This window comes from Ralstonia sp. R-29, from assembly GCF_049913345.1.
Lineage (GTDB): Bacteria > Pseudomonadota > Gammaproteobacteria > Burkholderiales > Burkholderiaceae > Ralstonia.
Map to the genome: position 1 here is coordinate 1,494,452 of NZ_CP184378.1, position 26,942 is coordinate 1,521,393.

At 64.7% G+C, this 26,942-nt stretch carries 23 protein-coding genes and 1 pseudogene; 12 read left to right on the top strand and 12 right to left on the bottom strand.

The features are described 5' to 3' along the window. The first annotated feature begins 84 nt into the window (after positions 1–84). The 5 genes from ACN9M1_RS23890 to ACN9M1_RS23910 all read left to right on the top strand — a co-directional run bounded on the left by ACN9M1_RS23890 (position 85) and on the right by ACN9M1_RS23910 (position 5,364). Positions 85–1,377: an MFS transporter gene (locus ACN9M1_RS23890; RefSeq protein WP_426399342.1), complete on the top strand. Its 1,293-nt coding sequence runs from the start codon at positions 85–87 to the stop codon at positions 1,375–1,377. Positions 1,378–1,394: 17 nt separating this feature from the next. Then, positions 1,395–2,918 carry an amidase gene (locus tag ACN9M1_RS23895; protein ID WP_426399344.1) on the top strand — a complete coding sequence of 508 codons (1,524 nt, stop codon included), beginning with the start codon at positions 1,395–1,397 and terminating at the stop codon, positions 2,916–2,918. A gap of 27 nt (positions 2,919–2,945) precedes the next feature. Further along, positions 2,946–3,305 (top strand): RidA family protein, encoded by a 360-nt coding sequence (locus tag ACN9M1_RS23900; protein ID WP_426399345.1) that lies wholly within the window; start codon positions 2,946–2,948, stop codon positions 3,303–3,305. A 13-nt stretch (positions 3,306–3,318) separates the two neighbouring features. Beyond that, positions 3,319–4,572 carry an NAD(P)/FAD-dependent oxidoreductase gene (locus ACN9M1_RS23905; protein ID WP_426399346.1) on the top strand — a complete coding sequence of 418 codons (1,254 nt, stop codon included), beginning with the start codon at positions 3,319–3,321 and terminating at the stop codon, positions 4,570–4,572. A 234-nt stretch (positions 4,573–4,806) separates the two neighbouring features. Beyond that, positions 4,807–5,364: a hypothetical protein gene (locus tag ACN9M1_RS23910; RefSeq protein ID WP_426399347.1), complete on the top strand. Its 558-nt coding sequence runs from the start codon at positions 4,807–4,809 to the stop codon at positions 5,362–5,364. A 92-nt stretch (positions 5,365–5,456) separates the two neighbouring features. Here the strand turns inward: ACN9M1_RS23910 and ACN9M1_RS23915 are convergent, their stop codons facing one another. Beyond that, positions 5,457–6,116: a glutathione S-transferase family protein gene (locus ACN9M1_RS23915; protein ID WP_426399348.1), complete on the bottom strand. Its 660-nt coding sequence runs from the start codon at positions 6,114–6,116 to the stop codon at positions 5,457–5,459. Positions 6,117–6,370: 254 nt separating this feature from the next. Here ACN9M1_RS23915 and ACN9M1_RS23920 point away from each other — a divergent pair, with 254 nt between their 5' ends. Both ACN9M1_RS23920 and ACN9M1_RS23925 read left to right on the top strand, forming a co-directional pair. Continuing rightward, positions 6,371–7,726, top strand: a complete 1,356-nt coding sequence (locus tag ACN9M1_RS23920) for a polyhydroxyalkanoate depolymerase (protein WP_426399349.1) — start codon at positions 6,371–6,373, stop codon at positions 7,724–7,726. Positions 7,727–7,827: 101 nt separating this feature from the next. After that, on the top strand, positions 7,828–9,036 hold the full coding sequence (locus ACN9M1_RS23925; RefSeq protein WP_426399350.1) for a hypothetical protein: 1,209 nt from the start codon (positions 7,828–7,830) through the stop codon (positions 9,034–9,036). Here ACN9M1_RS23925 and ACN9M1_RS23930 read toward each other — a convergent pair. The 7 genes from ACN9M1_RS23930 to ACN9M1_RS23960 all read right to left on the bottom strand — a co-directional run bounded on the left by ACN9M1_RS23930 (position 8,967) and on the right by ACN9M1_RS23960 (position 16,300). After that, positions 8,967–10,442, bottom strand: coding sequence for a M81 family metallopeptidase (locus ACN9M1_RS23930; protein ID WP_426399351.1), 1,476 nt, complete (start codon positions 10,440–10,442; stop codon positions 8,967–8,969). The genes ACN9M1_RS23925 and ACN9M1_RS23930 overlap by 70 nt on opposite strands. Before the next feature lie 13 nt (positions 10,443–10,455). Continuing rightward, positions 10,456–11,709: a Zn-dependent hydrolase gene (locus ACN9M1_RS23935; protein ID WP_426399353.1), complete on the bottom strand. Its 1,254-nt coding sequence runs from the start codon at positions 11,707–11,709 to the stop codon at positions 10,456–10,458. 13 nt (positions 11,710–11,722) lie between these two features. Further along, complete coding sequence (locus ACN9M1_RS23940) at positions 11,723–12,427, bottom strand: ABC transporter ATP-binding protein (protein WP_426400720.1); 705 nt, start codon at positions 12,425–12,427, stop codon at positions 11,723–11,725. Between the two features lie 8 nt (positions 12,428–12,435). Continuing rightward, the gene (locus ACN9M1_RS23945) at positions 12,436–13,206 is read right to left on the bottom strand and encodes an ABC transporter ATP-binding protein (protein WP_426399354.1); all 771 of its coding nucleotides are present in this window, start codon (positions 13,204–13,206) and stop codon (positions 12,436–12,438) included. Then, entirely contained in the window at positions 13,203–14,174 is a 972-nt protein-coding gene (locus tag ACN9M1_RS23950) for a branched-chain amino acid ABC transporter permease (RefSeq protein ID WP_426399356.1), read from the bottom strand. The genes ACN9M1_RS23945 and ACN9M1_RS23950 overlap by 4 nt, the downstream gene beginning before the upstream one ends. Next, a complete protein-coding gene (locus tag ACN9M1_RS23955; RefSeq protein ID WP_426399358.1) occupies positions 14,171–15,028 on the bottom strand; it encodes a branched-chain amino acid ABC transporter permease in 858 nt (285 codons plus the stop codon). The genes ACN9M1_RS23950 and ACN9M1_RS23955 overlap by 4 nt, the downstream gene beginning before the upstream one ends. Positions 15,029–15,100: 72 nt before the next feature. Next, on the bottom strand, positions 15,101–16,300 hold the full coding sequence (locus tag ACN9M1_RS23960; protein ID WP_426399360.1) for an ABC transporter substrate-binding protein: 1,200 nt from the start codon (positions 16,298–16,300) through the stop codon (positions 15,101–15,103). Positions 16,301–16,655: 355 nt separating this feature from the next. On the opposite strand from ACN9M1_RS23960, the gene ACN9M1_RS23965 reads away from it, so the two are divergent. Continuing rightward, entirely contained in the window at positions 16,656–17,495 is an 840-nt protein-coding gene (locus ACN9M1_RS23965) for a FadR/GntR family transcriptional regulator (protein WP_426399362.1), read from the top strand. Positions 17,496–17,499: 4 nt separating this feature from the next. Here the strand turns inward: ACN9M1_RS23965 and cynS are convergent, their stop codons facing one another. Together cynS and ACN9M1_RS23975 are read right to left on the bottom strand one after the other, a co-directional pair. Beyond that, positions 17,500–17,943 (bottom strand): cyanase, encoded by a 444-nt coding sequence (gene cynS / locus ACN9M1_RS23970; RefSeq protein WP_426399363.1) that lies wholly within the window; start codon positions 17,941–17,943, stop codon positions 17,500–17,502. A gap of 148 nt (positions 17,944–18,091) precedes the next feature. Then, positions 18,092–19,180, bottom strand: a complete 1,089-nt coding sequence (locus tag ACN9M1_RS23975) for a porin (protein ID WP_426399364.1) — start codon at positions 19,178–19,180, stop codon at positions 18,092–18,094. 474 nt (positions 19,181–19,654) lie between these two features. On the opposite strand from ACN9M1_RS23975, the gene xylF reads away from it, so the two are divergent. The 4 genes from xylF to ACN9M1_RS23995 all read left to right on the top strand — a co-directional run bounded on the left by xylF (position 19,655) and on the right by ACN9M1_RS23995 (position 24,854). Further along, the gene (gene xylF / locus ACN9M1_RS23980) at positions 19,655–20,662 is read left to right on the top strand and encodes a D-xylose ABC transporter substrate-binding protein (protein WP_426399365.1); all 1,008 of its coding nucleotides are present in this window, start codon (positions 19,655–19,657) and stop codon (positions 20,660–20,662) included. 181 nt (positions 20,663–20,843) lie between these two features. Continuing rightward, complete coding sequence (locus tag ACN9M1_RS23985; RefSeq protein ID WP_426399366.1) at positions 20,844–22,391, top strand: xylose ABC transporter ATP-binding protein; 1,548 nt, start codon at positions 20,844–20,846, stop codon at positions 22,389–22,391. A 13-nt stretch (positions 22,392–22,404) separates the two neighbouring features. Beyond that, the gene (locus tag ACN9M1_RS23990; RefSeq protein ID WP_426400721.1) at positions 22,405–23,604 is read left to right on the top strand and encodes a sugar ABC transporter permease; all 1,200 of its coding nucleotides are present in this window, start codon (positions 22,405–22,407) and stop codon (positions 23,602–23,604) included. A gap of 323 nt (positions 23,605–23,927) precedes the next feature. After that, on the top strand, positions 23,928–24,854 hold the full coding sequence (locus tag ACN9M1_RS23995; protein WP_426399367.1) for an NAD-dependent epimerase/dehydratase family protein: 927 nt from the start codon (positions 23,928–23,930) through the stop codon (positions 24,852–24,854). A gap of 21 nt (positions 24,855–24,875) precedes the next feature. On the opposite strand, the gene ACN9M1_RS24000 is transcribed toward ACN9M1_RS23995, so the two are convergent. Further along, positions 24,876–25,928 (bottom strand): LacI family DNA-binding transcriptional regulator, encoded by a 1,053-nt coding sequence (locus ACN9M1_RS24000; protein ID WP_426399368.1) that lies wholly within the window; start codon positions 25,926–25,928, stop codon positions 24,876–24,878. Between the two features lie 113 nt (positions 25,929–26,041). Then, positions 26,042–26,934, bottom strand: a pseudogene (locus ACN9M1_RS24005) (DMT family transporter). Between the last annotated feature and the right edge of the window lie 8 nt (positions 26,935–26,942).

Genomic DNA, 26,942 nt, shown 5'->3' on the forward strand with positions numbered 1-26,942 from the left:
GGGTTTTCTCGTATACGAGAATTTAATTTTTCTCGTATACGATAACTTAAACCCTTGCCAGCCTCCAACCCCTAGGAGAGCCCCGTGTCGACACTCGCCCTCGACAGCCGCCCTGCGCTGTCACGCACGCAAGTCATTGCCGCCACCACCATCGGCACGGCGCTGGAGTTTTACGACTTCACGATCTACAGCTACTTCGCCATCCAGATCGGGCAACTGTTCTTTCCATCGGCCTCGCCGGTGAACCAGTTCCTCTTGTCGATTGGCGTATTTGGCGTGGGCTTTGTGGTGCGGCCGCTGGGCGGCGTGATCATCGGCGCGTATGCCGATCGCGCCGGCCGCAAGAAGGCGATGGTGCTGACCATCATGATGATGGCGCTGTCGTGCGCGCTCATTGCCACCGCGCCCACGTACGCCACGGCGGGCATCTTCGCACCGATGATCGTGCTGGCTGCGCGGCTGATGCAGGGCTTTGCTGCCGGCGGCGAGTTCGGGCCGGGCACCACGTTGCTGGTCGAATACGCCACCGACCGCACGCGAGCGTTCTTCGCCAGTTGGAACTTCGCGGCCACGGCGCTGGGGCTGGCGCTCGGCGCGGCTGTAGCCACACTCATCAACGTGACGCTTTCCAAGGACGCGGTGCTGGCCTGGGGCTGGCGGCTGCCGTTCCTGCTGGGCATCTTTGCGGCGCCCATGGGCATGCTGATCCGCCGCCGGCTGGAAGAAACGCTCGACGGCCGCGAGAGTGCCGCTGGCCACGCCAAGCCGCAAGGCGCACTCAAGGCCGCGCTCACCACGCATTGGAAACTCACCGTGCTTGGCACGTTTGCAGAGTTGGGCGGTTCGGTGTCGGTGTACATCACCGCGTTCTTCCTGCCGAGCCACGCGGTGCGCACGCTGCATATGTCGCCCACGGCTGCCGTGGCCTCGGGCGTGGTCAGCTCGCTGGTGCTGTTCGTGGCGGCGCCGATTGCCGGCCGCCTGGCCGATCGCTACACCCGCAAGCGCGTGCTGATCACCTCGCGCATCATCATGCTGCTGGCCGTGTACCCGGCGTTTGCGTTTCTGGGCGCGCACCCGACACCGCTCGTGCTGTATGCCGTATCTGCATTGCTGGCGGTGTTCGTGGCCGCGCAGATCGTGCCGGTGCTGGTGATGATTCCCGAGCTGTTTCCCAAGCACGTGCGCGCCACGGGCATTGCGCTCACGTATGTGGTGAGCGCATCGTTCTTCGGCGGGTTCTCGCCGTTCATTGCGAGCTGGCTGGTGGAGCGCACTGGCAACTCGCTGGCGCCAGCGTGGTACGTAGCGGCGGCATGCCTGGTGTCATTGGTGCCGGTGATCTGGCTGCGCGACCGCACGGGTGAAGCGCTCTAAATGGATTGAGGACTGCTATGTCACACAACGACCCACTCGTCAGCCTGTCCGCCGTGGAACTGCGCCGGCTGATCGGCGCCAAGGAAATCTCGCCCGTCGAGCTGCTCGATGCCTGCATTGCGCGCATCGAAGCCATCAACCCCGCCGTCAACGCCGTCACGGCAACGTGCTTTCCGCAGGCGCGTGAAGCCGCAAAAGCCGCCGAGCGCGCGGTGCTCAAGGGCGAACCACTCGGCCTGCTGCACGGCCTGCCGCTGGGCGTGAAAGACCTGGAAGACACAGCCGGCTTGCTGACGACGTACGGCTCCCCCACCGCGCGCAGCAACGTGCCAACGCAGGATGTGTTGCTGGTCGAACGCCTGCGGGCTGCGGGCGCCGTGCTGGTGGCGAAGACGAACGTGCCGGAGTTCGGCGCGGGCGCCAACACGCGCAACCCGGTGTGGGGTGCCACCGGCAACCCGTTCAACCCGATGCTGAATGCGGGGGGCTCGTCCGGCGGCGCGGCGGCGGCGCTGGCGTGCGACATGCTGCCCGTCTGCACCGGATCTGACACTGGGGGCTCGCTGCGCATTCCGGCCTCCAAATGCGGCGTGGTGGGCTTTCGGCCGTCCCCTGGGCTGGTGCCAAATTCGCGCAAGAAGCTGGGCTGGACGCCCATCTCCGTGGTCGGCCCGATGGGGCGCACGGTAGCCGAAGCGTGCCTGCAACTCGCAGCCACAGCCGGCCTCTCGGCGAGCGATCCACTCAGCTATGCCGTAGACCCGCTCAGCTTCATCACGCCCTCCCCCATCGACCTGTCCACCCTGCGCGTCGGCTGGACGGAGGACTTCGGCTGCTGCGATGTCGACGCCAGCATCCGCTCCGTCTTCCGCGAGCGCATTGCCGCCATCGCGCCGATGTTCCAATCGTGCGAGCCGGTGCAGTTCGATTTGGGCGACGTGCACCGCTGCTTTGACGTGATCCGCGCAGAGAGCTTCGTCGCCGGCCTGCACGACGCATACACGCGCGATCCGGCATCGATCGGTCCCAACTCGCGTGCCAACTACGAGCTGGGCGCCGCGATGACGCTCGCCGATTGCGCGTGGGCGCAGGCCGAGCAAACGCGCATCCTCAAACGCTTCCAGGCAGCGTTCAGTCAGTACGACGTAATCCTCTCGCCGACGACGCCGGTGTCGCCGTTCCCGTGGACCGAGCTGTACGCCACGCACATCGACGGCCGCGCGCAGGAGAATTACTACCGCTGGCTGGCACTGACCTACGTCGTTACGCTCACCACGCATCCGGCACTGTCATTGCCGTGCGGCGTGGACCAGGCCGGCATGCCGTTCGGCCTGCAGATCGTCGGCCCCTTTCATGGCGACCGCAAAACGCTGGCCGTGGCGCACGCGCTTGAGCAGGCGTTCGACGCGTCTGCTACGCTGCGTCGTCCACGTCCGGACCTCGCCAAGCTGGCACAACCGACGCCCGCCCTGCAATCCATCGTGACCGCGCCGCCGGTGTTTGATGCTGTGACGAGCAGCGCAGGCACCTCGGCGGTCTGAACCTACAACGGATCTCTCCTTCTCAACATGTCCGACATCCAACGCTTCCACACCAAACCCCGCATGAGCCAGATCGTCATCGCCAACGGCGTCGTACATCTGGCTGGCCAAGTGCCCGACGCCGCCTTCGATTTCAAGTCCGTCACCGAGCAGACCAACAACATCCTCGCGCGCATCGACGCGCTGCTGGCGGAAGCCGGTGTCGACAAGACGCGCCTGATCTCGGCCAACATCTGGCTGACCGACGCCAAGCACTTCGCCGAGCTGAACGCCGCGTGGGACGCCTGGGTGCCGGCCGGTCACGCGCCCACACGCGCCTGCGTGCAGTCGGGCCTGATGCGCCCGGGCATCGACGTGGAAATCGCCGTGACGGCGCTGGCGAAGTAAAGGCGAACGGATCATGCGCTTTGACACCCTAGTGCTGGGCGCCGGCATTGTCGGCGTATCGGTGGCGGTGCATCTGCAAAAACGCGGGCGCGCCGTCGCCCTCGTGGATCGCCGTGCGCCGGGCTTTGAGACGTCGTTCGGCAATGCGGGGCTGATCCAGCGCGAGGGTGTGTATCCGTATGCGTTTCCGCGCGATCTGTCGACGCTGCTGCGCTACGCGGGCAATACGTCGGCAGATGTGCACTACCACCCCGGCGATCTGCCCCGGCTGTTGCCCTTCCTGTGGCAGTACTGGCGCAATTCGCACCCAGCGCGGCATGCGGCCATCGCACAGGCGTATGCACCGCTCATTGCGCACAGCGTGAGCGAGCATCGCGCGCTGGCGGAAGCGGCCGGCGCCACGCACCTGATCCGCCCGAGCGGCTGGATCAAGGTCTTCCGCAATGCCGCCACGCAAGATAAGGAAACGCGCAACGTCGAGCGCTGGCAACGCGAATACGGCGTCGCCTTTGAAGCGCTGGACCCGGCACGCCTGCGCACGGTCGAGCCCCATCTGGACACATCGCTGCTGGGCGGCCTGCGCTACACGGAAGCCGATTCCGTGAGTGACCCCAACGCGCTGGTCACCGCCTATGCGAAGTACTTCGAGCAACTTGGCGGCCGCCTGGTTGAAGCCGATGCCAACACGCTCACGCCCAACGCGCCGTGGCTGCTGCAAACCAAGACCGGCGAACTGCGCGCGGACAACGTCGTCGTCGCCATGGGCCCGTGGGCGGATGTGCTGACCTCGCGCCTGGGCTATAGCCTGCCGCTGGCCGTCAAGCGCGGTTACCACATGCATTACGCACCGGCGGACGGTGCGCAGTTGAACCACCCGGTACTGGATGCCGATGGCGGTTATGTATTGGCCCCGATGGCACGTGGCATCCGCCTGACCACCGGCGCGGAACTCGCGCACCGCGACGCGCCGAAAACGCCCGTGCAGTTGAACGCTGTCGAACCTGTCGCACGCACGCTCTTCCCGCTGGCCGAACGTATCGATGCGGAACCGTGGATGGGCGCCCGCCCCTGCACGCCCGACATGCTACCGATCATCGGGCCGGCGCCGCACCACGCGAACATGTGGTTCGCGTTTGGCCACGCGCACCACGGTTTGACGTTGGGGCCGATCACCGGGCGCTTAATTGCAGAAATGATGGCGGGCGAAACACCGGCTGTGGATGCTCACCCGTTCCGTGCGCAACGCTTCTGGGATTCGGCTCGCTAGTTCAGGTCAGGTCAGGTCAGCCCGGCCTGGCACAGGCACTTGATCGACCGGCAATCATCCGGCCCGCGTCGCGGCAACTTTCAGCGCAGAAACCCGCCCGTCGTACGGCCTGCCCGCTCCAGCGAAATCCGCCGCACTGCAGCGCCACCGACATACCCCACTTCATGTCCACCACAGGTGCCGCACTTTGCTTTACGCTGCACCGCCTCAACACTCTCCGATATTCGATTCGCCATGAAACGCCTGCTACTGACCGCGCTGTGCCTGTCGAGCACCGCTGCCTTTGCCAATGGTCCGGTCCTGCTGGAGACCCCGATCACGTACCTCCCGGATGCAGGCGTGGTGCAGTCGGTCAAGGATGAATGCAAGATCGAAGACATGCTGGCCCGTCATGTGGGCGGCGTGCTGCGCAAGCTCGACAAGACCGACAACGTGACCATCGCATCGGGCAGCAATGCTGGCGACGCCGATGTGCTGCGTTTGCAGATCTCGCACGTGCTGGGCGTGGGCGGTGGCGCATGGACGGGCCCCAAGGCCATCACGGTGGTGGCCTCACTGGTCCAAGGCGGCAAGGTGGTGCGTCAGACCAAGATCAACCGCTGGACGACCGGCGGCATGTGGGGCGGCTTCAAGGGAACGTGTTCGATTCTGGAGCGTAGCGCCACCGCCATCGGCAAAGACCTGGGCCGCTGGGCACGTGACCCGTCCTACACGATCAAGAACGAAGACCCGCCCGCCGAAGCCGCATCCGCCCCGGCTGCGCAAACCGTGTCTGCGGAAAAACAGCAGTAACCGTAGCCAGACCGCATGGCATGCGCGCGGATGGCGGGCACCCCCGCCATCGCGCTTTGGGCGTCTGGCGCCAAGCGCGTCAGAACCCCGCCCTAAAACTCCATATCCAGCTCATCAATATCCTCTTTCTCGGCCTTTGCCCCGGCAATCCATTCGGCAACGTGCGGGTGGGCGAGCACGCGCATGCAGTACTCGGCAATCGCCGGATCGAGCTTGACGTCGTAGGTCAGGAATCGCATGACGACTGGCGCGTACATCGCGTCGGCCATGCTGATCTCGCCAAACAGCCAGGGGCCGCCGTACTGTGCAAGGCACTCGCGCCAGATGAGCGTGATCCGCTCGATGTCGTGCTGCGCGCGCGACCAGATGCGGAAGTTCGGAAAATGTGCGCGCAAGTTCATCGGCAATGCAGAGCGCAGCGCGCTGAAACCCGAATGCATCTCGCCGCAGATCGCGCGGCAGTGTGCGCGGGCATGTCGATCGGCGGGCAGCAGCTTGGCCTGGGGCGAGAGTTCGTTGAGGTATTCGGCAATCGCCAGCACGTCCCACACCTTGCGGCCCTCGTGCGTGAGGCACGGCACCAGAATCGACGGCGACAGCAGCAGCAATTCCGCGCGCGATGAGGCGTCGATCGGCACGCTCATCGTCTCGAACGGCAGGCCGCTCAATTTGGCGAGCAACCAGCCGCGCATCGACCACGACGAATAATTGCGGCTGCTGATGGTGAGCGTGGTCAGGTCGGCGGATTTCATCTCGGTCCCCGCGGTTGTCTCGTTTTCCATCCCGTTTCCAATCCGGTGCATGGCCGGCGCCAGGCACCTTGCCGGTGCGCTGCCTGCACCCGTGCGCAGCAAGCGCGCAGGCCACGGTGCGGCCGGCGTGGATGCCGCGCAAAGCCCGTGCCAGTCACCGCCAACGCGCATGCGGTTTCGCACCCACCAGCGCATGTGTTGGCACACGTATTGCCTGCTTCGCTCGACGTGCCTTGCCCTGCGACGCAATCGCCATGAACCTGCTCGCGTATCCCCTCTACCAGTGGCTCTCCGAATGCCTGCGGCCCGCGCGGGCATGGGCCTCGTTCTCGCGGCTGGCGATGGCGCACTGGCCGCCCTCGACCGAGCACCCGACCGGCCGCGCACTCGATGCCTGGCTCGAACTGCTGGAATGCAGCGCGATCACGCACCGCCGCCCGTCGTTTGGCATCGACAGCGTTGAGGTCGACGGCCAAGCGGTGCCGGTGGTGGAAGACACCGCGATGCAAACGCCGTTCGGCACCCTCGTGCATTTCCGCAAGGCCACGCCCACGCGGCAACCGCGTGTGCTGGTTGCCGCGCCCTTGTCCGGGCACTTCGCCACGCTGCTGCGCGGCACACTGCGCACAATGCTGGCCGATCACGACGTGTATGTGACGGACTGGCATAACGCACGCGACATTCCCGTTTCAGCCGGGCGCTTCGGCTTTGATGAATACGTCGGGCACCTGATCGACTTCATCCGCCATATCGGCCCGGACGCACACGTGCTGGCCATCTGCCAACCGACCGTGGCCGCGCTGTCGGCGGTCTCGCTCATGGCCGCCGACAACGACCCTGCGCAGCCGGCCAGCCTCACGCTCATGGCCGGCCCCATCGATTGCCGCGTGGAGCCAACCGCTGTCAACGCATTGGCCAACAGCAAGCCGATCGAATGGTTCGAGAAGAACCTGATCGGCGTCGTACCGCCCGGCTTTGTGGGCGAGCAGCGCCGCGTGTATCCGGGCTTCGTGCAGTTGAGCGCGTTCATGTCGATGAATTCGGATCGTCACGTGCAATCGTTTGAAGAGCTGTACTACCAGCGCGCGAAGGGGGACCCTGCCAAGGCAAACACGATCCGCGCCTTCTACGACGAATATCTCGCCACGTGCGACCTCACCGCCGAGTTCTATCTGGAAACGGTCGAGAAGGTGTTTCAGCAATACGCACTGCCGCGCGGCGAGCTGATGGTCGGCGGCAGACTGGTTGAACCGGCAGCAATCCATCGCACCGCGCTGCTGACGGTCGAGGGCGAGAAGGACGACATCTGTGCAGTCGGGCAAACCGTGGCCGCGCAAGACCTCTGCTCGGGGCTGCCGCCGTATCTGAAGACCCACCATGTGCAAGCCGGTGTGGGGCACTACGGCGTGTTCAACGGCAGCAAATGGGAAAAGCAGATCTACCCGATTGTGCGCGCCACCATCCACGACAACGAGCCCTTCGATGCCAGCACCACCGCCGGCGACGCAGACAACGCCCACCGCGTCACGCTGTGGGCGCTGCTCAATGCACAAGCGTCGAGCCAGACCGTCACGCGCGGGCGCTCGCGCAAGGTGGCGGTCACAAACTGACCCCCAAGGTCGGTGCCAGCGAGGCGTAATTTGGACGGACGAGGATCGAGCCACGAGCGGGTCATTCTCCATCGACGTTGATCGATTCACGGAGGGTTGCGATGAACACTCACACCACGGAGTCCCAACGCGCTGCGAGCCTGTTGCATCCGGGCGGCAACCCCATCCGCCTCAATACGGGCGACTTCGTTGCCATCGATCGCCGCCAGGATGCCAAGTACGAGGCGACCTATCGCCCGCAGGCGCTGTACAGCCGCGCCGACGAAGGCTTTGCCGCCAACAACGAAGCCTTTCTGCTGCATGAGGTCGCCACCAACCGGCCGATCTACCTGGAAGACACGGGCCCGACCGATTTCCACATGCATCTGCCGCCGGGCGCCTTTCAGTTCGTGCTGGTGACGTCGGGCGTGTTTACGTTCGACTACGATGGCCGGCTGCACTACGTCGGCCCCGGCTCGGTGATCCTGCAAAGCGCGATCGTGCATCGGCAGCTTTTCTACACGTGGTCGGGCCTGTCTACGGAAGACAACTTAAGTACGCCGCAAACCGTGGTGCCCGACGCGCTGTCCATGGGGTGCTCAGGCAAGTTCCTCGAAGCGTTCATCACGGATCCGACCACGTTTCCCAACCCCACGATCGTGCCGCCAGCACTGATCAACGAAGCCGAAACGCCGCGCATCGCCTGGAGCCATCCGGTGCATGATCGGCCGGCAGGCGCAGGCTTCTGGGTGCAAGACCCGCTGGAGTTGAATGCGCTCTACAGGCCGTTGGCCGGCGACTCCATCCGATCGCCCGAACCGGTGTACGTGCGCGACACCGGCATCGAAGCGCCAAGCGGCCAGCTTGTGACGGGACACCTCATCGCCACTGACCCGCACGGTGAATCGAGCCTGCCCAAGAGCCAGGCGGGCACGGTGGACGCGGCTTCCTTTTCGAAGGGCGAGGTGGTCATCTACCGCGTCATTCGCGGCACGGCTGAATTCAAGGACGGCGCGGGCAATACGTTTGAACTGACCGCCGGCGACGTGGTGACGGCGGGCCAGCATTCGGTCGCGCTCGTCGGCATGAGCGAAGACACGCAGATTCTCCGGCTCGGCCTGCTGAAGAACATCGAACAGCTGCGTAGCTGGACGCGCGCGCAATGCGAAGAGATCGACGGTTTGGCGGGCCGCATCATCACCAGGACCGAGACGCGCCCGCAGCGGACCGAGGGTAAGCCGGTCGGGTATCTCTACGAAACCTACGAAAGGGCCGCCGCATCCAACGGAAACACCGGCCGCGTCAGCATGGCAAACGGAAACCGGCTGTAGTCCGAACTCGTCACGCCGCCGCCGTCGCACTCGACCACAGCCTTGGCAATCGGCACGAATACGGGTCGGCAATACATGCGCGACTTCAGCAGCACGAAGCGCGCGGCATGCGGGTCCACGCTGATATGCGTGAAGATGCCGAGGTCCCAATGCTCCTGCGGTGTCTCCGCCACAACCACCTGCGCAGCGCCGATGTCGAGCAACGCCGTGCGCCCCATGCGGACGCGCTGGCCGGTGTAGGTCGGCCCGGTGATGGTGTATTCGCCGTCGCTGATGGCGGCGACCTTGCCCGTCAATGCGCGCGAGACCGGGTACACGCCCAACTGCGTGAGCGACACCTTGTCGCCCACCGGCAGCGTAACGGTGGCGCCCACACCCGCCTCGATCATCGCGGCGACGGCTTCCGGGTCGCACACAGGCCCGACAGCAATGCCGCGCAGTCCTTGTTTCAACGCTTCGTGCAGGACGTGCATGTCGTCGCACGTACCGCCAGACATGCAGTTGTCGCCATGGTCAAGCAGCAGCACGGGGCCGTTGCCCTGAGCGTCTGCCAACTTGGCTGCGCGTGCGATCGAGTCGGTCAGCGGTTCGGAGCGGTAGACGAAGCCTTCACGGTCGGACCAGATGGCATCGGCGATACGTTGGGCTGCGGCGTCAGCGGCTTGCGCGTCGCCGTTGCCAACCACCACGATGGACAGGCACGGCGCGGCGATGTCCGCCAGCCCAAACCCCGCGAGGATCGACACGGCCAGCATGCCCTCCTGCTCCGCCTGCTTGGCTAATGCAACGGCGCGGTGCATCGCGCCTTCATCGGTACGGCTGCGCAGCGTGTGCGTGACCATCGGCAAGCGGCGCCACGCGAGCACCGGGTTCGCGCGGCTAGCCAGCTTGTCGAACAGCAGACGCCCTGCGTGCTCGCCCGTCTCGTACATGTCGACGTGCGGGTACGTCTTGAAACTGACCGCAATGTCCGCCAGGTCGATGAACTTCTGCGTGAGGTTGCCGTGCAGATCCAGCGCAACCGTGATGGGCACATCGGGCACCACGGCGCGCAGGCGTTCGAGCAGGTCGCCTTCGCCGTCATCGCTGTTCTCGGCGACCATCGCGCCGTGCAGGTCGAGCATCAGCGCATCGCACTCCGGCGCGGCAGCGACGATGGCATCGCACAGCGTGGTGTACGCCTCCGCCGCCACGCGCCCGCTCGGGTTGGCCCCCGCGATGACGGGCACGACGATCTCCGCGCCCGCCGCCTCGGCCAGATCAATGAATGCACCGGCTGCCGTGCGCGTGCCCTTGGCAGCGCGGTAAGCGTCGGCGCCATAGTGCGGATGAAACGAGGCCAGCGGCGTCGGCACCGGCGAGAACGTGTTGGTCTCGTGATTGAAGCGGGCGATCAGGATGCGCATGGGCGTGTGTCGGTTACGAGCGGCCGGCGGCCTGCAGCATCGCGTGCAGCAGCACGTTGGCCCCGGCTTCCAAGTGTTCGGGGCGGGCGTCTTCGATTTCGTTGTGACTGATGCCGTCCTTGCACGGCACGAAGATCATCGCGGTGGGCGCCACGCGGGCGAGATAGACGGCGTCATGGCCTGCGCCGCTGATCACGTCCATCTCCGACAAGCCGAGCTGCCGCGCGCCGTTGCGCACCGCGTCCACCAGCGTCGCGTCAAACGGCTGCGGCGGAAAGTACACGACCTGCTTGAGTGCGATGTCGATGCCGCTGCGTGTGCGTAGTTCGGCAACGGCAGCATGCAGCGCGGCGTCCATGTCGGAGAGCACAGCGTCGTCCGCCGCACGCAGGTCGATCGTCATCGACACGCGGCCGGGAATCACGTTGCGCGAATCCGGATGCACGCTCATGCAGCCCACCGTGGCGCGCGCATACGGCGGGCGCTCCAGCGCGATGCGGTTGGCAATGCCGACGAGTTCGGCAGCAGGCAGCAGCGCATCGCGGCGCAACTCCATGGGCGTGGGGCCGGCGTGCGCCTCCATGCCGGTCAGCACCACGTCGTACCAGCGTTGGCCGAGCGCGCCCGTCACCACGCCAATCGTCGTGGCATGGGCTTCCAGCACCGGTCCTTGTTCGATATGCGCTTCGAAGTACGCGCCGACCTGCCGGCCGCCGACCGCCTCGGTGCCTGCATAGCCGATGCTGCGCAGCGCCTCGCCCACGGTCACGCCATCGCGGTCCTGCGCGGCGAGCACGGCGTCCAATGTGAACTCGCCGATGAAGGCGCCGGAGCCCATCATCACCGGCACGAAACGCGAGCCCTCTTCGTTGGTCCACACGGCCACCTCGATGGGCGCTTCGGTTTCGATGCCCGCATCGTTGAGTGTGCGCACCACCTCGATGCCCGCGAACACGCCGTAGTTGCCATCGAACTTGCCGCCCGTGGGCTGCGTGTCGATGTGGCTGCCGGTCATCACGGGTGGCAGTGTGTTGTTGCGGCCGGGGCGCCGTGCGAAGACGTTGCCGATGGCGTCCACACGCACGGTGCAGCCCGCGGCTTCGGCCTGCGCGACGAAGAAGTCGCGGCCCTGGCGGTCGAGATCGGTCAGCGCTAAGCGGCGCACGCCGCCCTTGGGCGTGGCGCCGATGCGCGCCTGCTGCATGAGCGTGTCCCACAGGCGTACGGCGTTGACGCGCAAGGTGGTGTCGAGATGGGTAGTCGTCATGATGGTGTGCGGTTCAAGCGGCAAGTCCAACGCCGAGGTAGCGGTCCTTGACAGCGTCGTCGGCGCGGAAGTCGTCGTTGCTGCCGGTGTAGACCACGCGGCCCTGTTCGATGATCACGTGGCGATCGGCCAGTTGCGTGCAGACCTCCAGGTTCTGCTCCACCAGCAGGATGGACACGCCCGCCTGCTTGATCACCTTCAACTGCGCGACGATCTCTTCCACGATGACGGGCGCCAAGCCCTCGACCGGTTCATCGAGCATCAGCAGGCGCGGGTGGTTCATCAGCGCGCGGCCGATGGCCAGCATCTGCTGCTCGCCGCCGGAGAGGTTCGCGCCACCGTTGCGCCGCCGCTCGTGCAGGCGCGGGAAGATGCGGTAGATGTCGCCCAGTTGCCACGGCGAATCGCGCCGCGCACCGAGCCTCAGGTTCTCTTCCACCGTCAGCAGCTTGAAGATGCCGCGGTGCTCCGGCACCAGGCACAGACCCTGCGCGGCAATGCGATGCGCTGGCTGCCCGGCGATGTCCTTGCCGCGAAAGCGCACATGCCCGCCGCGCGGCGCGACCACACCGGCAATCGCTTTGAGCGTGGTCGACTTGCCCGCGCCGTTGCGGCCGAGCAGCGTCACCAGTTCGCCCTCGCCCACCGTGAGCGCCACGCCCTGCAGCACGTGGCTCTTGCCGTAGTAACCGTGGAGGTCTTCAACATCGAGGATCATCGTCGCCGTCACTTCTTGCCTCCCGTGATCATGTTCCCCAGGTACGCGGCACGCACGCGCGGGTCGGCACGCACGGCATCGGGCGTGCCCTCCATCAGCACCTTGCCCTGCTGCATCACGGTGATGGTGTCGGAGATGTCCATGACGATGTCCATGTTGTGCTCGATCAGCACGACGGTGTGGTCGTGCGCCAAGCCACGGATGAGCGCCTTCATGGCCGGCAGGTCGTCCACGCCCATGCCGGACGTCGGCTCGTCGAGGAAGATCGCGCGCGGGTTGGCGGCCAGCGCCATGCCCACTTCCAGCCGGCGCTGCTGGCCGTGCGAGAGCGCAGCGGCCGGTGTGTCGGCCAGGCGCGGCAATTCGAGCCGATCGAGCACGCGGTCTACTGTGTCGGTACAGGCCAGATCGCCCTGCGGCAATCGCCAGCCGTGCATGGCGCGGCGCGGCGTGGTGCCGAGCGCCGCCAGGCGCAGGTTCTCGCGCACGGACAGGTTCGGGAACAGGCTCGTCACCTGGAACGACCGCGCAATGCCACGCTGCACGCGCTGATAGTCGGCCTCGCGCGTCACGTCATGACCATCGAAGACGATGGTGCCGCTGGTGATCATGCGTGTGCCCGTGAGCATGTGGAACAGCGTCGTCTTGCCCGCGCCGTTGGGGCCGATGACGGAGTGCACCGTGCCGGGCAGTACGCGCAAATCGACGCCACCCAGTGCGGTGAACTTGCCGTACTGCTTGACGATGCCGGTGGCTTGCAGGATGGGGGCGGTGCTCATGCGCGTTCCTCCTGAACAGCAGGTGAATTGCGCGGCGTGCGCACGCGTTGCCACAGCTTCTGCCCGAGCCCGAACAGCCCGCGCTGCATGAACAGGCTCACCGCAATCAGCAGGAAGCCCAGCAGCATCAGCCAGCGCGGCCACAGGCTGGAGAGCCAATCCGACAGCAGCACATAGAACGCCGCACCCAGCACCGAGGCAAACACATTGCCCGTGCCGCCGATGACGGTCATCACCAGGATCATCTCGCTGACGTGGTAGTCGATGTTCGCCAGCGGCGCGATGCCCGTGAGCATGGCGTGCAGGCCGCCTGCCAACCCCGTGACCGCACCCGAGATGACGAACGCCAGCAGCTTGAATGCCTTGACGTTGTAGCCGACGGCGAGCGCGCGTTCTTCGTTGTCGCGAATCGCCAGCAGCGTGCGGCCGAACACCGATTCCGTCACGCGCTGCACCAGGAAGAACACGATCAGGAACAGCACTGCCACGAATGCGTAGAACGTCCACGACGATGCAGTGAACGCGGGGCGCGGAATGTCGAGCAAGCCGTTGTCCCCGCCCGTGAGCGACGGCGTGGTGTAGGCCAGGAAGTAGAACATCTGTGAGAAGGCCAGCGTGAGCATGACGAAGTACGTGCCGCGCTGGCGGATGGCAAACCACCCCACCGCCGCCGCCACGACTGCGCCCACCACCACGGCCAACACGATGGCCACCGGCATCGGCAACGACAGCTTCGTCAGGCCAACGCCCACCGCATAACTGCCCAGCCCAAAGAAGATGCCCTGCCCGAACGAGAGCAGCCCCGTGTAGCCGAGCAACAGGTTGCAGGCCATCACGGCCATGGCGTAGACCAGCACTTCCGTCGCCAACGTGCCGGACGTCAACATCAGCGGCAACACCAACGTCACGCCCAGCGACAGCCACCAGAAGCGGTAACGCGCGAATCCATTCAACGTGGCTTGCATCATCCCCTCCCCAGCAGGCCGTGCGGGCGCAGCAGCAGCACCGCCGCCATCGCCACGTAGATCATCAGCCGCGCGCCTTCGGGCCACAGCGTGCTCATCAGGCTTTGCACGATGCCCACCAGCAGGCCGCCGACCAGCGCCCCCGCAAAGCTGCCCATGCCACCCACGACCACCACGACGAAGGCAATGCCGAGTGCCTCCACGCCCATGAAAGGCTCCGCGCCGCGGATGGGCGCGGCCAGCACACCGGCCACCGCCGCCGTGGCTGCACCCAGCGCAAACATCAGACTGAACAAGCGAAACACGTTGATGCCGAGCAGCGACACCATCTCGGTCGATTCACTGCCCGCGCGCACCGCGCTACCGAGCCGCGTGCCTTCGAGCAGCCACCACAGCCCCATCGCCAATACCGCGGTAAAGCCGATCACGAACAGGCGGTACTTTGGATAGACGAAATCACCCCACATCACCACGCCCTGCAGCGCATCGGGCGGTGGCACATCCACGCCCAGCGGGCCCCACGCCACGATGATCAGTTCCTGCACCGCCAGCGCGAGCCCCACGGTGATGAGGATGTGGAACTCGTGCGCCTGCGCATAGACGTGGCGCAGCAGCACCTTCTCCGTCACCCACGCCAGCGCGCCGATGACGATGGGCGCGAGCACCAGCGCGAGCCAGAAGTTCATGCCCATCTGCAGGGCCTGAAAGCAGAGATACGCGCCCAGCGCATAGAACGCGCCGTGGGCGAAATTGACGAAGCGCAACAGCCCGAAGATGATCGACAGCCCCACCGCCAGCAGGAAGTAGAGCATGCCGATCCCCACGCCGTTGACGACCTGGAGCAGGTAGACGTTCATTGCGTTTGCAGAGATTGCACTCGGGAAGACAAGCGCCCGCGCTTCATGAGTGGAAGCCGGGCGCGCGGCAGATCAGGCCAACTTGCACTGCGTCTGTTCGACCGGCAGGAAGGCCTTGCCGACAGCGACGATCTCGGCAAAATCGTCCTTGTCCTTCATGCGACCCTTCGGCTTGCCCTTGAGCAGGTAGTAGTTTTTGAGCACCTGGTGGTCGGCCGCGCGAATCTCTTCGGGGCCAGTCAGGCCGTCGTACTTCATACCCTGCAGCGCGGCAATCACGGCCTTCGGGTCGGCACTGCCCGCCTTGGCCATCGCGTCGAGCAGGATCTTCGTGCAGGTGTACGAACCCGCCAGACTGTAGTTCGGGTTGGTCTTGAACGCGGCCTGCGTGCGCTTCACCAAGTCGCGGTTGGCGGGCGACTCCACGTCGTGCCAGTACTGCGCGCCGAAGTACACGCCGTCGCACAGGTCCGCGCCCAGCGATTCGAATTGCTCCAGCCCCGACGCCCACGCCACCAGGATCGTCACGTTCTTCTTCATGCCAAAGCTCACCGCCTGGCGCAGCGTGTCGGACGATTGCGAGCCGAAATTCAGGATCAGCAGCACGTCCGGCTTGGCGGCCATCGCGTTGGTCAGGTAGCCGCTGAATTCTTTCTCGGTGAGCGCGTGGTAGCTGTTGCCCACGTGCTCGATGCCCTTTTCCTTGAAGATGTTCTTGGCGGCCGACAGCAGCCCGTCGCCAAACACGTACTGCGGTGTGATGGTGTACCAGCGCTTGGCCTTGGGCATCGATTCGATCAGCGGGCGCACGGTGCGCTCGATGGCGCCGTAGGTCGGCACCGACCAGCGGAACGTCGCGCGGTTGCAGTCCTTGCCGGTAATCTCATCGGCGCCTGCGGTGGTAATGAACACGCCGCCAAACTTCTCCGCCTCCTTGCCCATCGCCAGCGATTCGGAAGAGAGAATGCCGCCCGCGAAGTAGCGCGCGTTCTTCTGCTGCGCGAGTTCCTGCACCTTGCGCACCGCCGTGGCGGGCTTGCCTTCGGTGTCGAGCACGCTGTACGCCAGCGGCCGGCCCAGCACCTTACCGTATTGCTCCACGGCCAGCTTCATGCCCAGGTCGGCAAACTTGCCGTTGGCGGCAAACGGGCCGGACATCGGCACCGGGCACCCAAGTTCGATGGCATCGGCCGCAAACGCAGAACGGGCCTGCAGCACCGACGCGGGCACGGCGGACAGCGCCGCCAGTTTGAGCAAGTCTCGACGATTCAAAGCGCACTCCTTGGGTTCGTGTGTGTGGGACAGAACAAGCGCCTGGAGCCACCTGGAGTGGCTTCCTCCTAGCCTGACCGGCGAGGGTTCCGCCGACCATCGTGTCGAGCAAGAACCAGACCAGTTTCTTATATTTGTTATGATAAATAGGCGAAATCATCATAGAAGCCGCATCCGCGGCGCGTCAACGGCGAAGCCGTCGGTGTTTACGCCAAGGTGTGTGCGGCGGAAGTGTCGGGCGACGATGCGGAAATGCGGTGCGTGCGCACGCTCCAAGGGCATGCATGCACCACGTCGGTCACGCCAAGCGGCACGACCCCGCAGTTAGAATGCGCGCAACAAGGAACGGACATCCATGGCCACACTCGGAGCAGGCAAGACAGCGTCGATCGGCATCCGCAAGCAGAAGCGCGCCGACCTCGTAGCCGAAGAACTCAAGCGGCTGATCACGCAGCGCAACCTCAAGCCCGGCGACAAACTCCCGCAGGAGATCAAGCTGCAGGAGACCTTTGGCGTGAGCAAGGGCACCATCCGCGAGGCGCTCAAATCATTGGAGGTGCAAGGGTTGGTAAGCGTGAGCACCGGGCCCACCGGCGGCGGCACCATCGTCGAGGTGCCGCTGGACCGCACGTTCCAGCTCATGCAGAACTATCTGTTCTTCAAAGATATCGGCATTGCGGACGTCTACACCGTGCGCCGGCTGCTTGAGCCTGAACTGGCCGCCGGTGCCGTGCCGCATCTGACCGAAGATGATTTCCGCGCGCTCGAGCACACCATCGACCTGTGCGATCCGGCGTCGGCCAAGGCCGCTGCGCCGCTCGACCAACGCCAGGAAGACCTGAGCTTTCACGACATCCTGGCCGCCGCCAACCCCAACCCGATGCTGCGGTTCTGCTGCGAGCTGATCAACGAAATGATTCGGCAGCTCGTGGTGTTTGGCAACGAGACCCCGGCCAAGGAGCACGCCAAGTTCGGCGCGTCCAACGTCAAGTTCCACCGACAGATTCTGGATGCGGCCCGCGCGCGCGACGCCGAAACCGTGCGTGCGCTCATGAGCACGCACATGGAAGACTGCACGCACCATGTCACGCGGATGAAGGGCCGCGTGCACGGCCGTCTTGTGCTCGACTCTGAGATGCCGCGCCGCAATCGGCCGCTGATCGACGAACACGACGACAGCGGCGACGACGCCTGACAGCTCAGTAAGTCTTGTACGGCAGAAACTTGCCGCTCATCACGATGCGCACCCGATCGCCCTTGGGGTCGGGCTCGCGCGTGAGGTCCATGTTGAAGTCGATCGCGCTCATGATGCCGTCGCCAAACTCCTCGTGGATCAGCGCCTTGAAGGTCGTGCCGTACACGCTGATGAGTTCGTAGAAACGGTAGATGAGCGGGTCGGTCGGCACGGCCGTCGGCAGCGAGCCTTTGTACGGCGTCACCTGCAGCAGCATGACGGCCTCTTCAGGCAAATCCAATGCCACGCCCACCGCTTTGGCCTGCGCTTCGGTCAGCGTCATCTGGCCCAGCAGCGCTGCGGTGCTCCACTCTTTACTGTGGCCGATCATCTCGGCCAATTGCGCCCACGTCAGTTGCTTCTTGATCTTCTGCAGGACGATCAGATCGGTTACGTCTTCGCGTTGCATGGCAGCTCCTTGGGTAGGGGGGAGAAAACAGCATGCAACACGAGCAAGGTCAATGCCAACCAGCAAACGCCGCGCCCCTTGCCTTACAGCGCTCGCGCAGATGGCGGCGATGCCGCCATTGCGCTGAAGAGCACGGCGCAAACGCGCGTCAGAACCAGTGCATGATCCCGGTGTACACGCCTTGCTGGCTGGAGCCCGGCGTCGGCTTGCCGCCACCCGCCTCGACCGAGAAGGCCGCGTTGTTGCCATTCAGAACCGTGCCGATGGTGCCGTACAGCAGCGTGCGCTTCGAGAAGTAGTAGTTGGCGCCCACCGTCAGCAGCGTGCCGTTTCCTGCGCCCTGGTTGCGGTTCGCGCGGTATGCGCCGCCAATCAGCGTCAAAGCCGGGCTGATCTGATAGTTCGCCCCCAACCAGTACATCTGCTGCAGGGTCGCGCCGTTCGGGTTATCCGCATCCACCGCGGTTTTGCCGCCCGACTGGATGCGGCTGTAACCGCTGAACAGCTTGAGGTCGCCAATCTGGTACGTGCCGCCCGCCGTGAACAAACGGGAAGACGTATAGAGGTTGGTGAACTGCCCGTTGGTGTCACGAATTTCTTCGTAGAAGGCCTTGAGCATCAGCGGGCCGCTTTGGTACGCCAGCGCGCCGGCAAGCTGTTTGCCCGAGTTGAAGTTCCCCGCCGTGCCGTTCAGGCCGGCCTGCGCGCGGAACGAAAAACCACCCCAGGTCGGCGAGTTGTAGGTGATCGCCTTCGGACGCGAGCCCCAGGTGCGATTCATCTGCAGGGTGGCGACGCTCATGTTCTGCAGACCCATCGGATCGATCGACCATGACTCGCCATCGGGAATACCCATCGCGCGGCCGAGCAACAGCGTGCCGTAGGTGGTGCTCGACAGCCCCACAACCGCGTAACGATTGAAAAGCGCATCGGATGAACCGGAGGCCGAGTTGAAGCCGTTCTCGAGGTTCATCACGGCAGACAGCCCGCCGCCCAGATCCTCGGAGCCCTTCAGGCCCCACATGCTGGTCCCCCACTGATTGCCGCCGTACTGCAGGTTGCTGGCGGTGCCGTTGGCAGTCGCAATCTTGTTCGTGTAATCGAGGCCGCCACCAACGCGGCCATACAGCGTGACACTGCTCTGTGCGGTGGCCAGGCCGCTGGTGGCAACCAGCAGCACCGCAGCGGCGGCCTTGGCCACCGTGGTCATTCGCAGGGATGGGGTCTTGGTTTGCATTGCTTCCGTCTCCTCAATTTGGCGTTGTCTTTGTGCGTTGCGAGCCGATTCTCGTGGCGGGCTCGGACAGGAGAATGGGCAGGATTGACAGCGCTGTCAATGTAGGGACTTGCCCTAGTTTTTCGCCGATGCGCATCGCTGCAAGGCATTCGAGAAATGGCGTGTGGCGCCCTCGACCCTAGGGCAAATCCCGAGATTGACAGCGCTGTCAATTTTGACCATTCTGCAGTCCCAACCGGCGCGTGAACCGGATGCCCGTGCCGGCCAGAGCGCCCATCGTGCGTGATGGCGACGAATCTTCATGTGCGCCAGCCGCCCCTGCGGCTAGCCACACGAGCCGTCGATGTACTACCGTCCTAATCTGCTGTACATCTGCATCCGGACGGCACCAGCCAGAACAAGAACGCGTTCATGATCAGGCTGCCAGCCGGCATAGCGTTCTGAATGACAACATCAATGAAGAAGGAGACCTACATGCTTTCACGCGTACTGAACACCATTGCCGCCGCAGCGGTTCTCACCTTCGCAGCCACGTCGGCCCACGCCAGCAAGGAAGCACCGGTGATCGGCTTCTCGATCGACGACCTGCGTGTCGAGCGCTGGACGCACGACCGCGACTACTTTGTCGAGTCGGCCAAGAAGCTGGGCGCGACGGTCAACGTGCAGTCGGCCAACGCCAACGAAGCCAAGCAGATCGCACAAATCGAAAACCTGATCGCGCAGAACGTCGACGTGCTCGTGATCGTGCCGTTCAACTCCAAGGTGCTGGGCAACGCCATTGCCAGCGCCAAGAAGAAAGGCATCAAGGTGGTGTCGTATGACCGCCTGATCCTGAATGCCGACGTGGACGGCTACGTGACCTTCGACAACGTAAAGGTGGGCGAGCTGCAGGCGCAGGGCGTGGTCAAGCTGGCGCCCAAGGGCAACTACTTCCTGCTGGGCGGCGCTTCCACCGACAACAACGCCCGTCTGCTGCGCGAAGGCCAGATGAAGGTGCTCAAGCCGTACGTCGACAAGGGCGATATCAAGATCGTGGGCGAGCAATGGACGCCAGAGTGGGATCCCGCCAAGGCGCAGAACATTGTTGAGAATGCGTTGACCGCTAACAACAACAACATCCAGGGCATCGTCGCCTCGAACGACGGCACGGCCGGCGGCGCGATCCAGGCGCTGGCACGCCAGAAACTGGCGGGCAAGGTGCCGGTGTCGGGCCAGGATGCTGATCTGGCCGCCGTGCGCCGCGTGGCCGAGGGCACGCAAGCCATGACGGTGTATAAGCCGATCAAGGAAATTGCCGCCACCGCCGCTGAAATCGCCGTCGACTTCGTCAAGGGCACTGCGCCCAAGTTCAACACCAAACTGAACAACGGCAAGAAGGACGTCGACACCATCCTGCTGACGCCGACGCTGCTGACCAAGGACAACCTGGACGTGGTCGTCAAGGACGGCTTCTATACCAAGCAGCAGATCTCCGGCAAGTAAGAGACCGCTGAAAAATGATTCTGACGGCCCCGAAGTTTCAACCTCGCCTCCTTGCCGTACTACTTGTACTGCCCGCGTCGGCGTTGAACCGTCAGAACCGCTTCGCTTCATTTTGCAACGGTCTCTAAGCCGGTCGCAGTGATATGCAGTTGTCGTCAGTCGTAGTGCGTAGGAGGCAGCCATGAGCAGTAACGGCACCCTGTTCGAGATGCGCAACATCGTGAAGTCGTTCTCCGGTGTGCGCGCGCTCGACGGCGTGAGCCTGGCAGTCAAACCAGGTGAATGCGTCGGTTTGTGCGGGGAGAACGGCGCCGGAAAGTCCACCCTCATGAAGGTGCTGTCGGGGGTCTACCCCTACGGCACCTTCGAGGGCGAGATCGAATGGGAAGGTCAACCGCTGCGCGCGCATTCCGTGCGCGACAGCGAGCGTGCAGGCATCGTCATCATCCATCAGGAACTGATGCTGGTGCAGCAGCTCTCCGTCACGGAGAACATCTTCCTCGGCAACGAGATCACCAAACCGGGCGGCCGCATGGACTACGACGCCATGCACGCCAAGGCCGAACAGCTCCTCGCACGCCTGCGCCTGACCGACGTGAACGTGGCCGCGCCCGTGATGAATTACGGTAGCGGCCACCAGCAGCTCTTCGAAATTGCCAAGGCGCTGGCCAAGAACGCGCGCCTGCTGATCCTGGACGAACCGACGTCGTCGCTGTCGGCCAAGGAAATCGAGGTGCTGCTGTCCATCATTGAAGACTTGAAGCGCAGCGGCGTGGCGTGCGTCTATATCTCGCACAAGCTGGACGAGGTCAAGCGCGTGTGCGACACCGTCACGGTCATCCGCGACGGCAAGCACATCGGCACGCGGCCCGCCGCTGACATGACCATCGACAACATCATCACGATGATGGTCGGCCGCGAAATGACCTCGCTCTTCCCCAAGGTGGAACACACCGTGGGCGAGGTGGTGATGGAAGCGCGCAATGTCACTTGCTGGGACGTCACCAACCCCAACCGCAAGCGCGCCGACAACGTGAGCTTTGCCGTGCGCAGTGGCGAGATCCTCGGCATTGCCGGCCTGGTGGGTGCGGGGCGCACAGAGATGGTGTCCGCGCTGTTCGGCGCCTACCCCGGCCGCTCCAGCGCCGAGATCACGATGCAAGGCAAGCCGATCAAGGTCGGCTCACCGGCCGAAGCGATCGCCAACGGCATCTGCCTCGTCCCCGAAGACCGCAAGCGCCACGGCATCGTGCCGCTGATGAGCGTGGCCGAAAACATCACGCTCGCCACACTGGCGCAATACGCGCGCGGCGTACGCGTGGACAAGGGCGCAGAGCTCACCACGGTCGACCGAGAAATCAAGCGCCTGCGCATCAAGACCGCCAGCCCCGCGCTGTCGATTGCCAGCCTCTCGGGCGGCAACCAGCAGAAGGCTGTCGTCACGAAGATGGTGCTGGCAATGCCCAAGGTGCTGATCCTCGACGAGCCCACGCGCGGCGTCGATGTCGGCTCCAAGTACGACATCTACAAGATGATTGCCGACCTGGCCGCCAGCGGCGTGGCGATCATCATGGTCTCTTCCGAAATGCCGGAGATCCTGGGCATGAGCGATCGTGTCCTGGTCATGGGCGAAGGCCAGTTGCGTGGCGACTTCGTCAACCAAGGCCTGACCCAGGAGCGCGTCCTGGCCGCCGCTATCAATGCTGAACCGCAGCCACAAGCTGCCTGAACAGAGCATCGCCATGTCGAATATCCTGCAATCCCAACTCGCCCGCCAAAGCGGTAACGGCGGCCCGCGCCTGGACAGCCGCACCATTCAGCAACTGTTCGTGCGCTACAAGGTGCTGGCGCTGCTGCTGGCCGTGGCGCTCATCTGGATCTTCTTCCAGTTCCAGACCAACGGCACGTTCCTCAAACCCAACAGCATTTCCAACCTGTTCCTCCAGATGTCGGTAACGGGCATGCTGGCCTGCGGCATGGTGTTCGTCATCATCGCCGGGGAGATTGATCTGTCCGTCGGCTCGCTGCTCGGCCTGCTGGGCGGGCTGGTCGCCATCCTCACCGTCAACCTCGGGTGGAACACGTGGCTGGCGGTGGCCACGGTGCTCGTGGCCGGTGCGGCCATCGGCGTGGTCAACGGTTTCATCACGACCAAGCTGCGCGTGCCGTCGTTCATCGTTGGCCTGGGCGGCATGCTGGCCTTCCGTGGTCTGCTGCAATGGAGCACGGACAGCGTCACCATCGCCCCCGTGCCCGATGACCTCGGCAACCTCGCGCAGAGCTTCGTGCCGGCCTCGCTGGCGTGGTCGCTCGCGGCTGTCATCGTCGCCGGTTCAGTCTTCCTGACCGTGCGCCGCCGCCAAGAGCGTGCGCGCCTGTCGCTTTCGCTGACACCGCTGTGGGCGGATGGCCTGAAGCTCGTCGCCATCGCCGCAGCCTCGTTCGGCTTCGTCGCCGTGCTCAACCAAGCCAGCGGCGTACCGCTGCCGGTGCTGATCCTGCTGGTGCTGCTGGCCATCTTCTCGTACGTCGCCACGCAAACCGTATTCGGCCGCCACGTCTACGCAGTGGGCGGCAACATGGAAGCCACGCGCCTGTCTGGCGTGAACGTCGGCCGCGTCAAACTGCTGGTGTTCGTGCTGATGGGCCTGATGTGCGCCTTCGCCGGCATCATCACCACGGCGCGCTCCGCAGCGGGTTCGCCCTCCGCCGGCGTGGGCGGCGAACTCGACGCCATCTCCGCCTGCTTCATCGGCGGCACCTCCATGCGCGGCGGCTCGGGCACCGTGTACGGCGCGCTGATCGGCGCCCTCGTCATGGCCAGCCTCGACAACGGCATGCAGCAAATGAACGTCGACGCCTCGTGGCAGATGATCGTCAAGGGCGGCGTGCTAGTGCTCGCGGTGTTGATCGACGTCCTGTCCGGCTCCAACCGCGGCTAACAAGCAAGCACAAGCACACGCTAAACCCGGCGCTAACACAAGCACACAGACGGTTCGGCCGTTGACGTTCCTGCCCTAGATGGCGCCTTGAATTTGTGTTGCAGGGAGGAAAAAGAAGGGAGGCTGTCTGAGCGCAGCGAGTTTGCCTCCCTTCCCTCCCTGCGACAGAAATTCAAGGGATTAGTCGCCATCTCGGGCGCGCCTTTCTTTGCTTACTTTCTTTGGCAAGACAAAGAAAGTGAGTCGCCCCCGGCAGGGGGTGAAACAGGGGATGGACCACCAGTCCCAAGCTCCAACCAAACACACAAGCAAAATCCAACACCGTGGCTGACTACCAAACCCCTGCTCGCGTACTCGTCACCGGCGTAGCCGGCAACCTGGGCCGCAAGGTCGTCGAGGCCCTCGCCTCTGCCCCGTGGTGCACGTCCATCATCGGCGTCGACTGGGTCGCCCAAAACGTCGAATTCTCACCACAAGCCACCGAGCGCTTCCAGTGGGTCACCGCCGACCTCACGCAAGCCGATGGCGCATGGACGGACCTGCTGAACAACATCGACGCCGTCATCCATCTGGCCGCTATCCACTCCACGCCCGATGCGACATGGGAGCAAGCGCTGGCCTCCTACGGCATGACGCTGAACGTACTGCAGGCCGCTGCCACGCACGGCGTGCGCCGCTTCGTGTTTGCCTCCTCCAACCACGCGATGGGCGCGTACAAGGACCAACCGCTCGCCGGCACCATCGGCCCGGGCAAGCTCGCCGCAGAACTGTCCCCGGCCCCCGGCACGCGCTGGCACAACGGCATCGAAGAGGTCTACTCGCTGGCCTACGGCACGTCCAAGGCAATGGGCGAACGGCTGTGCAAGGCCGTGGGCGAAGTGTCCGCCGCCAACGGTGGGAAACTGTCGATCGTGTCGCTACGCATCGGTTGGGCCTTGCCTGACGAGAACGACCCCAACGACATCAACCACTCCGGCACCGCCGACACGCCCGTCCCCACCGAGTTGCCCGACGAAGCCAGCCACATCGCGCTGCGCTGGTTCCGCAACATGTGGCTGTCGAACGACGACCTGCGCCAGTTGTTCCTGAGCGCCATCACGGCCGACCCCGCACGATGGCCCGCGCCCGCCATCGTCGTGAATGGTGTGTCGAACAACAGCGGTATGGATTGGGGCTTGGAGACCGGCCGCGCGTTGCTCGGCTATGACCCGCAGGATGATCTGTACGCGCTGCTCAAGCAGCCCGCGTAAGTAAAGCGCCCGCCCGGCGGATCAAGCCGTCGGCGGGCAAGTCGATTCACGGATCACGAGTTCGTACTGCAGGTTCTCGTGTACCGAGTGGTGTTTCAGCCCCGGCAGATGCGGGCGATGAATCGCGACAAGCTGTTCCACCGCTGCATGCGCCATCGCCTGGATCGGCTGGCGCACGGTGGTCAGCGCCGGCCAGAGCTGGCGTGAGAGCGGCGTGTCGTCATAGCCGCAGATGGACAGCTCTTCCGGCACCTTGATGCCGTGCGCCTGCGCCACGCGCAACACACCAGCGGCCATGTCGTCGTTACCAGCAAAGATGGCGGTTGGGCGCGGCTCACAAGAGAGCAAACGTTCCGCACAGGCCATGCCCGATTCAAACGAGTGTTCGCCTTGCTCGACCAGCCGTTCGTCAATGGCAATGCCGGCCTGCGCCATGGCATCGCGATAGCCGAACACGCGCTGGTATGCGGCGCCGTGGTCCGGGTCGCACACCACAAAGCCGATGCGGCGGTGGCCCAGGCCGATCAGGTGCAGTGTCATATCCCGTGCGGCGGCGCGGTCTTCGGTATTGACGGATAGGCCCTTGTGCTCCCGATCGGACGGCGCGAGGCGCACGTAGTCAATGCCCGCCTCATCGAGCGCCGCAATCAACGATGTCACGTCTGACACCGGCGGCGTGAGGATGATGCCGGCCAGCGCACGCTGGCGCGCACCCTGGATGATCTGCTCGGCGAGGTCCGGATCGCGGTAATTGCAGGGCGTGAGCAGCAGGCTGTAGTCGAGCGCCTGGCAGGCTTCGAGCGCGCCGTGCTGGATGTTGACGATGTAGTTATCGGAGGGGTTGTCGTAGACCAGCGCGATGATGTCGGAGCGCTTGCTGGCTAGGCGCCGGGCGGCAGGGTTGGGCCGGTAGTCGAGCACTTGCATCGCCTCAACCACCTTGGCGCGCGTCTTCTCGCTGATGTTGGGCTCGTGGTTCAGCACGCGCGAGACGGTCTTGATCGACACGCCCGCATGCGCGGCAACATCATCGACGGTGACACTGGTGTTGCCAGTGCGGGCGCTGCGCTTCATGGTCTAGCGAGGGTCTGGCGACTGTGGTTCTGGAGCACGGAACGGGCGCCATCACGCGCCCGCCAATGTGTTCGATTTTACCGCTAAGCCCCACACCGCGCGGCCGAAAAAAACTAACGCGCACTCAGCCCCGAGCGGCCCATCGGCAGCCGCACGATGCCCTGCGCCAAGCTCACGCCCAGCAGCACCAGACCACCGCCGACCCAGTGATAGCCGTGCACAGTCTCGCCCAGCAACACCGCTGCCATGGCGGCGGTAAACACCGGCATCAGATTCATCAGCACGGCCGTACGCTCGCTGCCGATGCGCTTGAGACCCTGCATCCACAGGTACGACGCCACGATCGACGAGGCAATGCCCGCAAACACCACCAGCCCGATGCCCCGGGCGGGAATCGCCAGGCTGTGCGCCGTCATGGCGACCGGCACAAGCATCACCACGGCCATCAGCACCTGCACATACAGGTTGAGCCACTGCCCGAACGGTAGCGCCCAGCGGCGATAGAGGATGTTGTACAGCGCGTACGCGGTCGCCCCGGCAAGCACGAGCACGTCCCCATGATTGATGCCGCCGTCGAACAGGTTGGTCGGCTCGCCACGCCCCAGGAGATACAGCACGCCCAGCAGCGAAACGATGACGCCCGTCACCGCCTGCACCCCCACCGGCTGGCGAAACACCACAACATTCAGGATCAGCCCCAACATGGGGATCAACGCGCCGATCACGCCCATGTTGGTGGCGCTTGTGCTGTGCGCCGCGTAGTACGCCAGGCACTGGTACATCACCATGCCAGCAGTGCCAGCACCGCAAACCGGCGCCACTGTGCCAGCACTGCGGCGCGCTGGCGCCACAGCGGTCGCGCACAGAACGGCGTGAGCACAACGGCCGCCAGCAGCCAGCGGTACAGCGAGATGGCCGCCGGGTCCACGACGCCGGCTGCGGCTTTCGAAACGATGGTGTTGGCGGCCCAGATCAGCACCGCCAGCAAGGGATACAGCACAGGCACAACGGCCT

Bases quoted from the DNA above. Each gene is read 5' to 3' on its own strand.
- ACN9M1_RS23895 (WP_426399344.1), top strand. From the start codon at position 1,395: ATGTCACACAACGACCCACTCGTCAGCCTGTCCGCCGTGGAACTGCGC.
- ACN9M1_RS23990 (WP_426400721.1), top strand. From the start codon at position 22,405: ATGTCGAATATCCTGCAATCCCAACTCGCCCGCCAAAGCGGTAACGGC.
- ACN9M1_RS23940 (WP_426400720.1), bottom strand. From the start codon at position 12,427: ATGATCCTCGATGTTGAAGACCTCCACGGTTACTACGGCAAGAGCCAC.
- ACN9M1_RS23945 (WP_426399354.1), bottom strand. From the start codon at position 13,206: ATGAGCACCGCCCCCATCCTGCAAGCCACCGGCATCGTCAAGCAGTAC.
- ACN9M1_RS23910 (WP_426399347.1), top strand. From the start codon at position 4,807: ATGAAACGCCTGCTACTGACCGCGCTGTGCCTGTCGAGCACCGCTGCC.
- ACN9M1_RS23930 (WP_426399351.1), bottom strand. From the start codon at position 10,442: ATGCGCATCCTGATCGCCCGCTTCAATCACGAGACCAACACGTTCTCG.
- ACN9M1_RS23935 (WP_426399353.1), bottom strand. From the start codon at position 11,709: ATGACGACTACCCATCTCGACACCACCTTGCGCGTCAACGCCGTACGC.
- ACN9M1_RS23950 (WP_426399356.1), bottom strand. From the start codon at position 14,174: ATGATGCAAGCCACGTTGAATGGATTCGCGCGTTACCGCTTCTGGTGG.
- ACN9M1_RS23955 (WP_426399358.1), bottom strand. From the start codon at position 15,028: ATGAACGTCTACCTGCTCCAGGTCGTCAACGGCGTGGGGATCGGCATG.
- ACN9M1_RS23915 (WP_426399348.1), bottom strand. From the start codon at position 6,116: ATGAAATCCGCCGACCTGACCACGCTCACCATCAGCAGCCGCAATTAT.
- ACN9M1_RS23965 (WP_426399362.1), top strand. From the start codon at position 16,656: ATGGCCACACTCGGAGCAGGCAAGACAGCGTCGATCGGCATCCGCAAG.
- ACN9M1_RS23920 (WP_426399349.1), top strand. From the start codon at position 6,371: ATGAACCTGCTCGCGTATCCCCTCTACCAGTGGCTCTCCGAATGCCTG.
- xylF (WP_426399365.1), top strand. From the start codon at position 19,655: ATGCTTTCACGCGTACTGAACACCATTGCCGCCGCAGCGGTTCTCACC.
- ACN9M1_RS24000 (WP_426399368.1), bottom strand. From the start codon at position 25,928: ATGAAGCGCAGCGCCCGCACTGGCAACACCAGTGTCACCGTCGATGAT.
- ACN9M1_RS23905 (WP_426399346.1), top strand. From the start codon at position 3,319: ATGCGCTTTGACACCCTAGTGCTGGGCGCCGGCATTGTCGGCGTATCG.
- ACN9M1_RS23925 (WP_426399350.1), top strand. From the start codon at position 7,828: ATGAACACTCACACCACGGAGTCCCAACGCGCTGCGAGCCTGTTGCAT.
- ACN9M1_RS23975 (WP_426399364.1), bottom strand. From the start codon at position 19,180: ATGCAAACCAAGACCCCATCCCTGCGAATGACCACGGTGGCCAAGGCC.
- ACN9M1_RS23985 (WP_426399366.1), top strand. From the start codon at position 20,844: ATGAGCAGTAACGGCACCCTGTTCGAGATGCGCAACATCGTGAAGTCG.
- ACN9M1_RS23900 (WP_426399345.1), top strand. From the start codon at position 2,946: ATGTCCGACATCCAACGCTTCCACACCAAACCCCGCATGAGCCAGATC.
- cynS (WP_426399363.1), bottom strand. From the start codon at position 17,943: ATGCAACGCGAAGACGTAACCGATCTGATCGTCCTGCAGAAGATCAAG.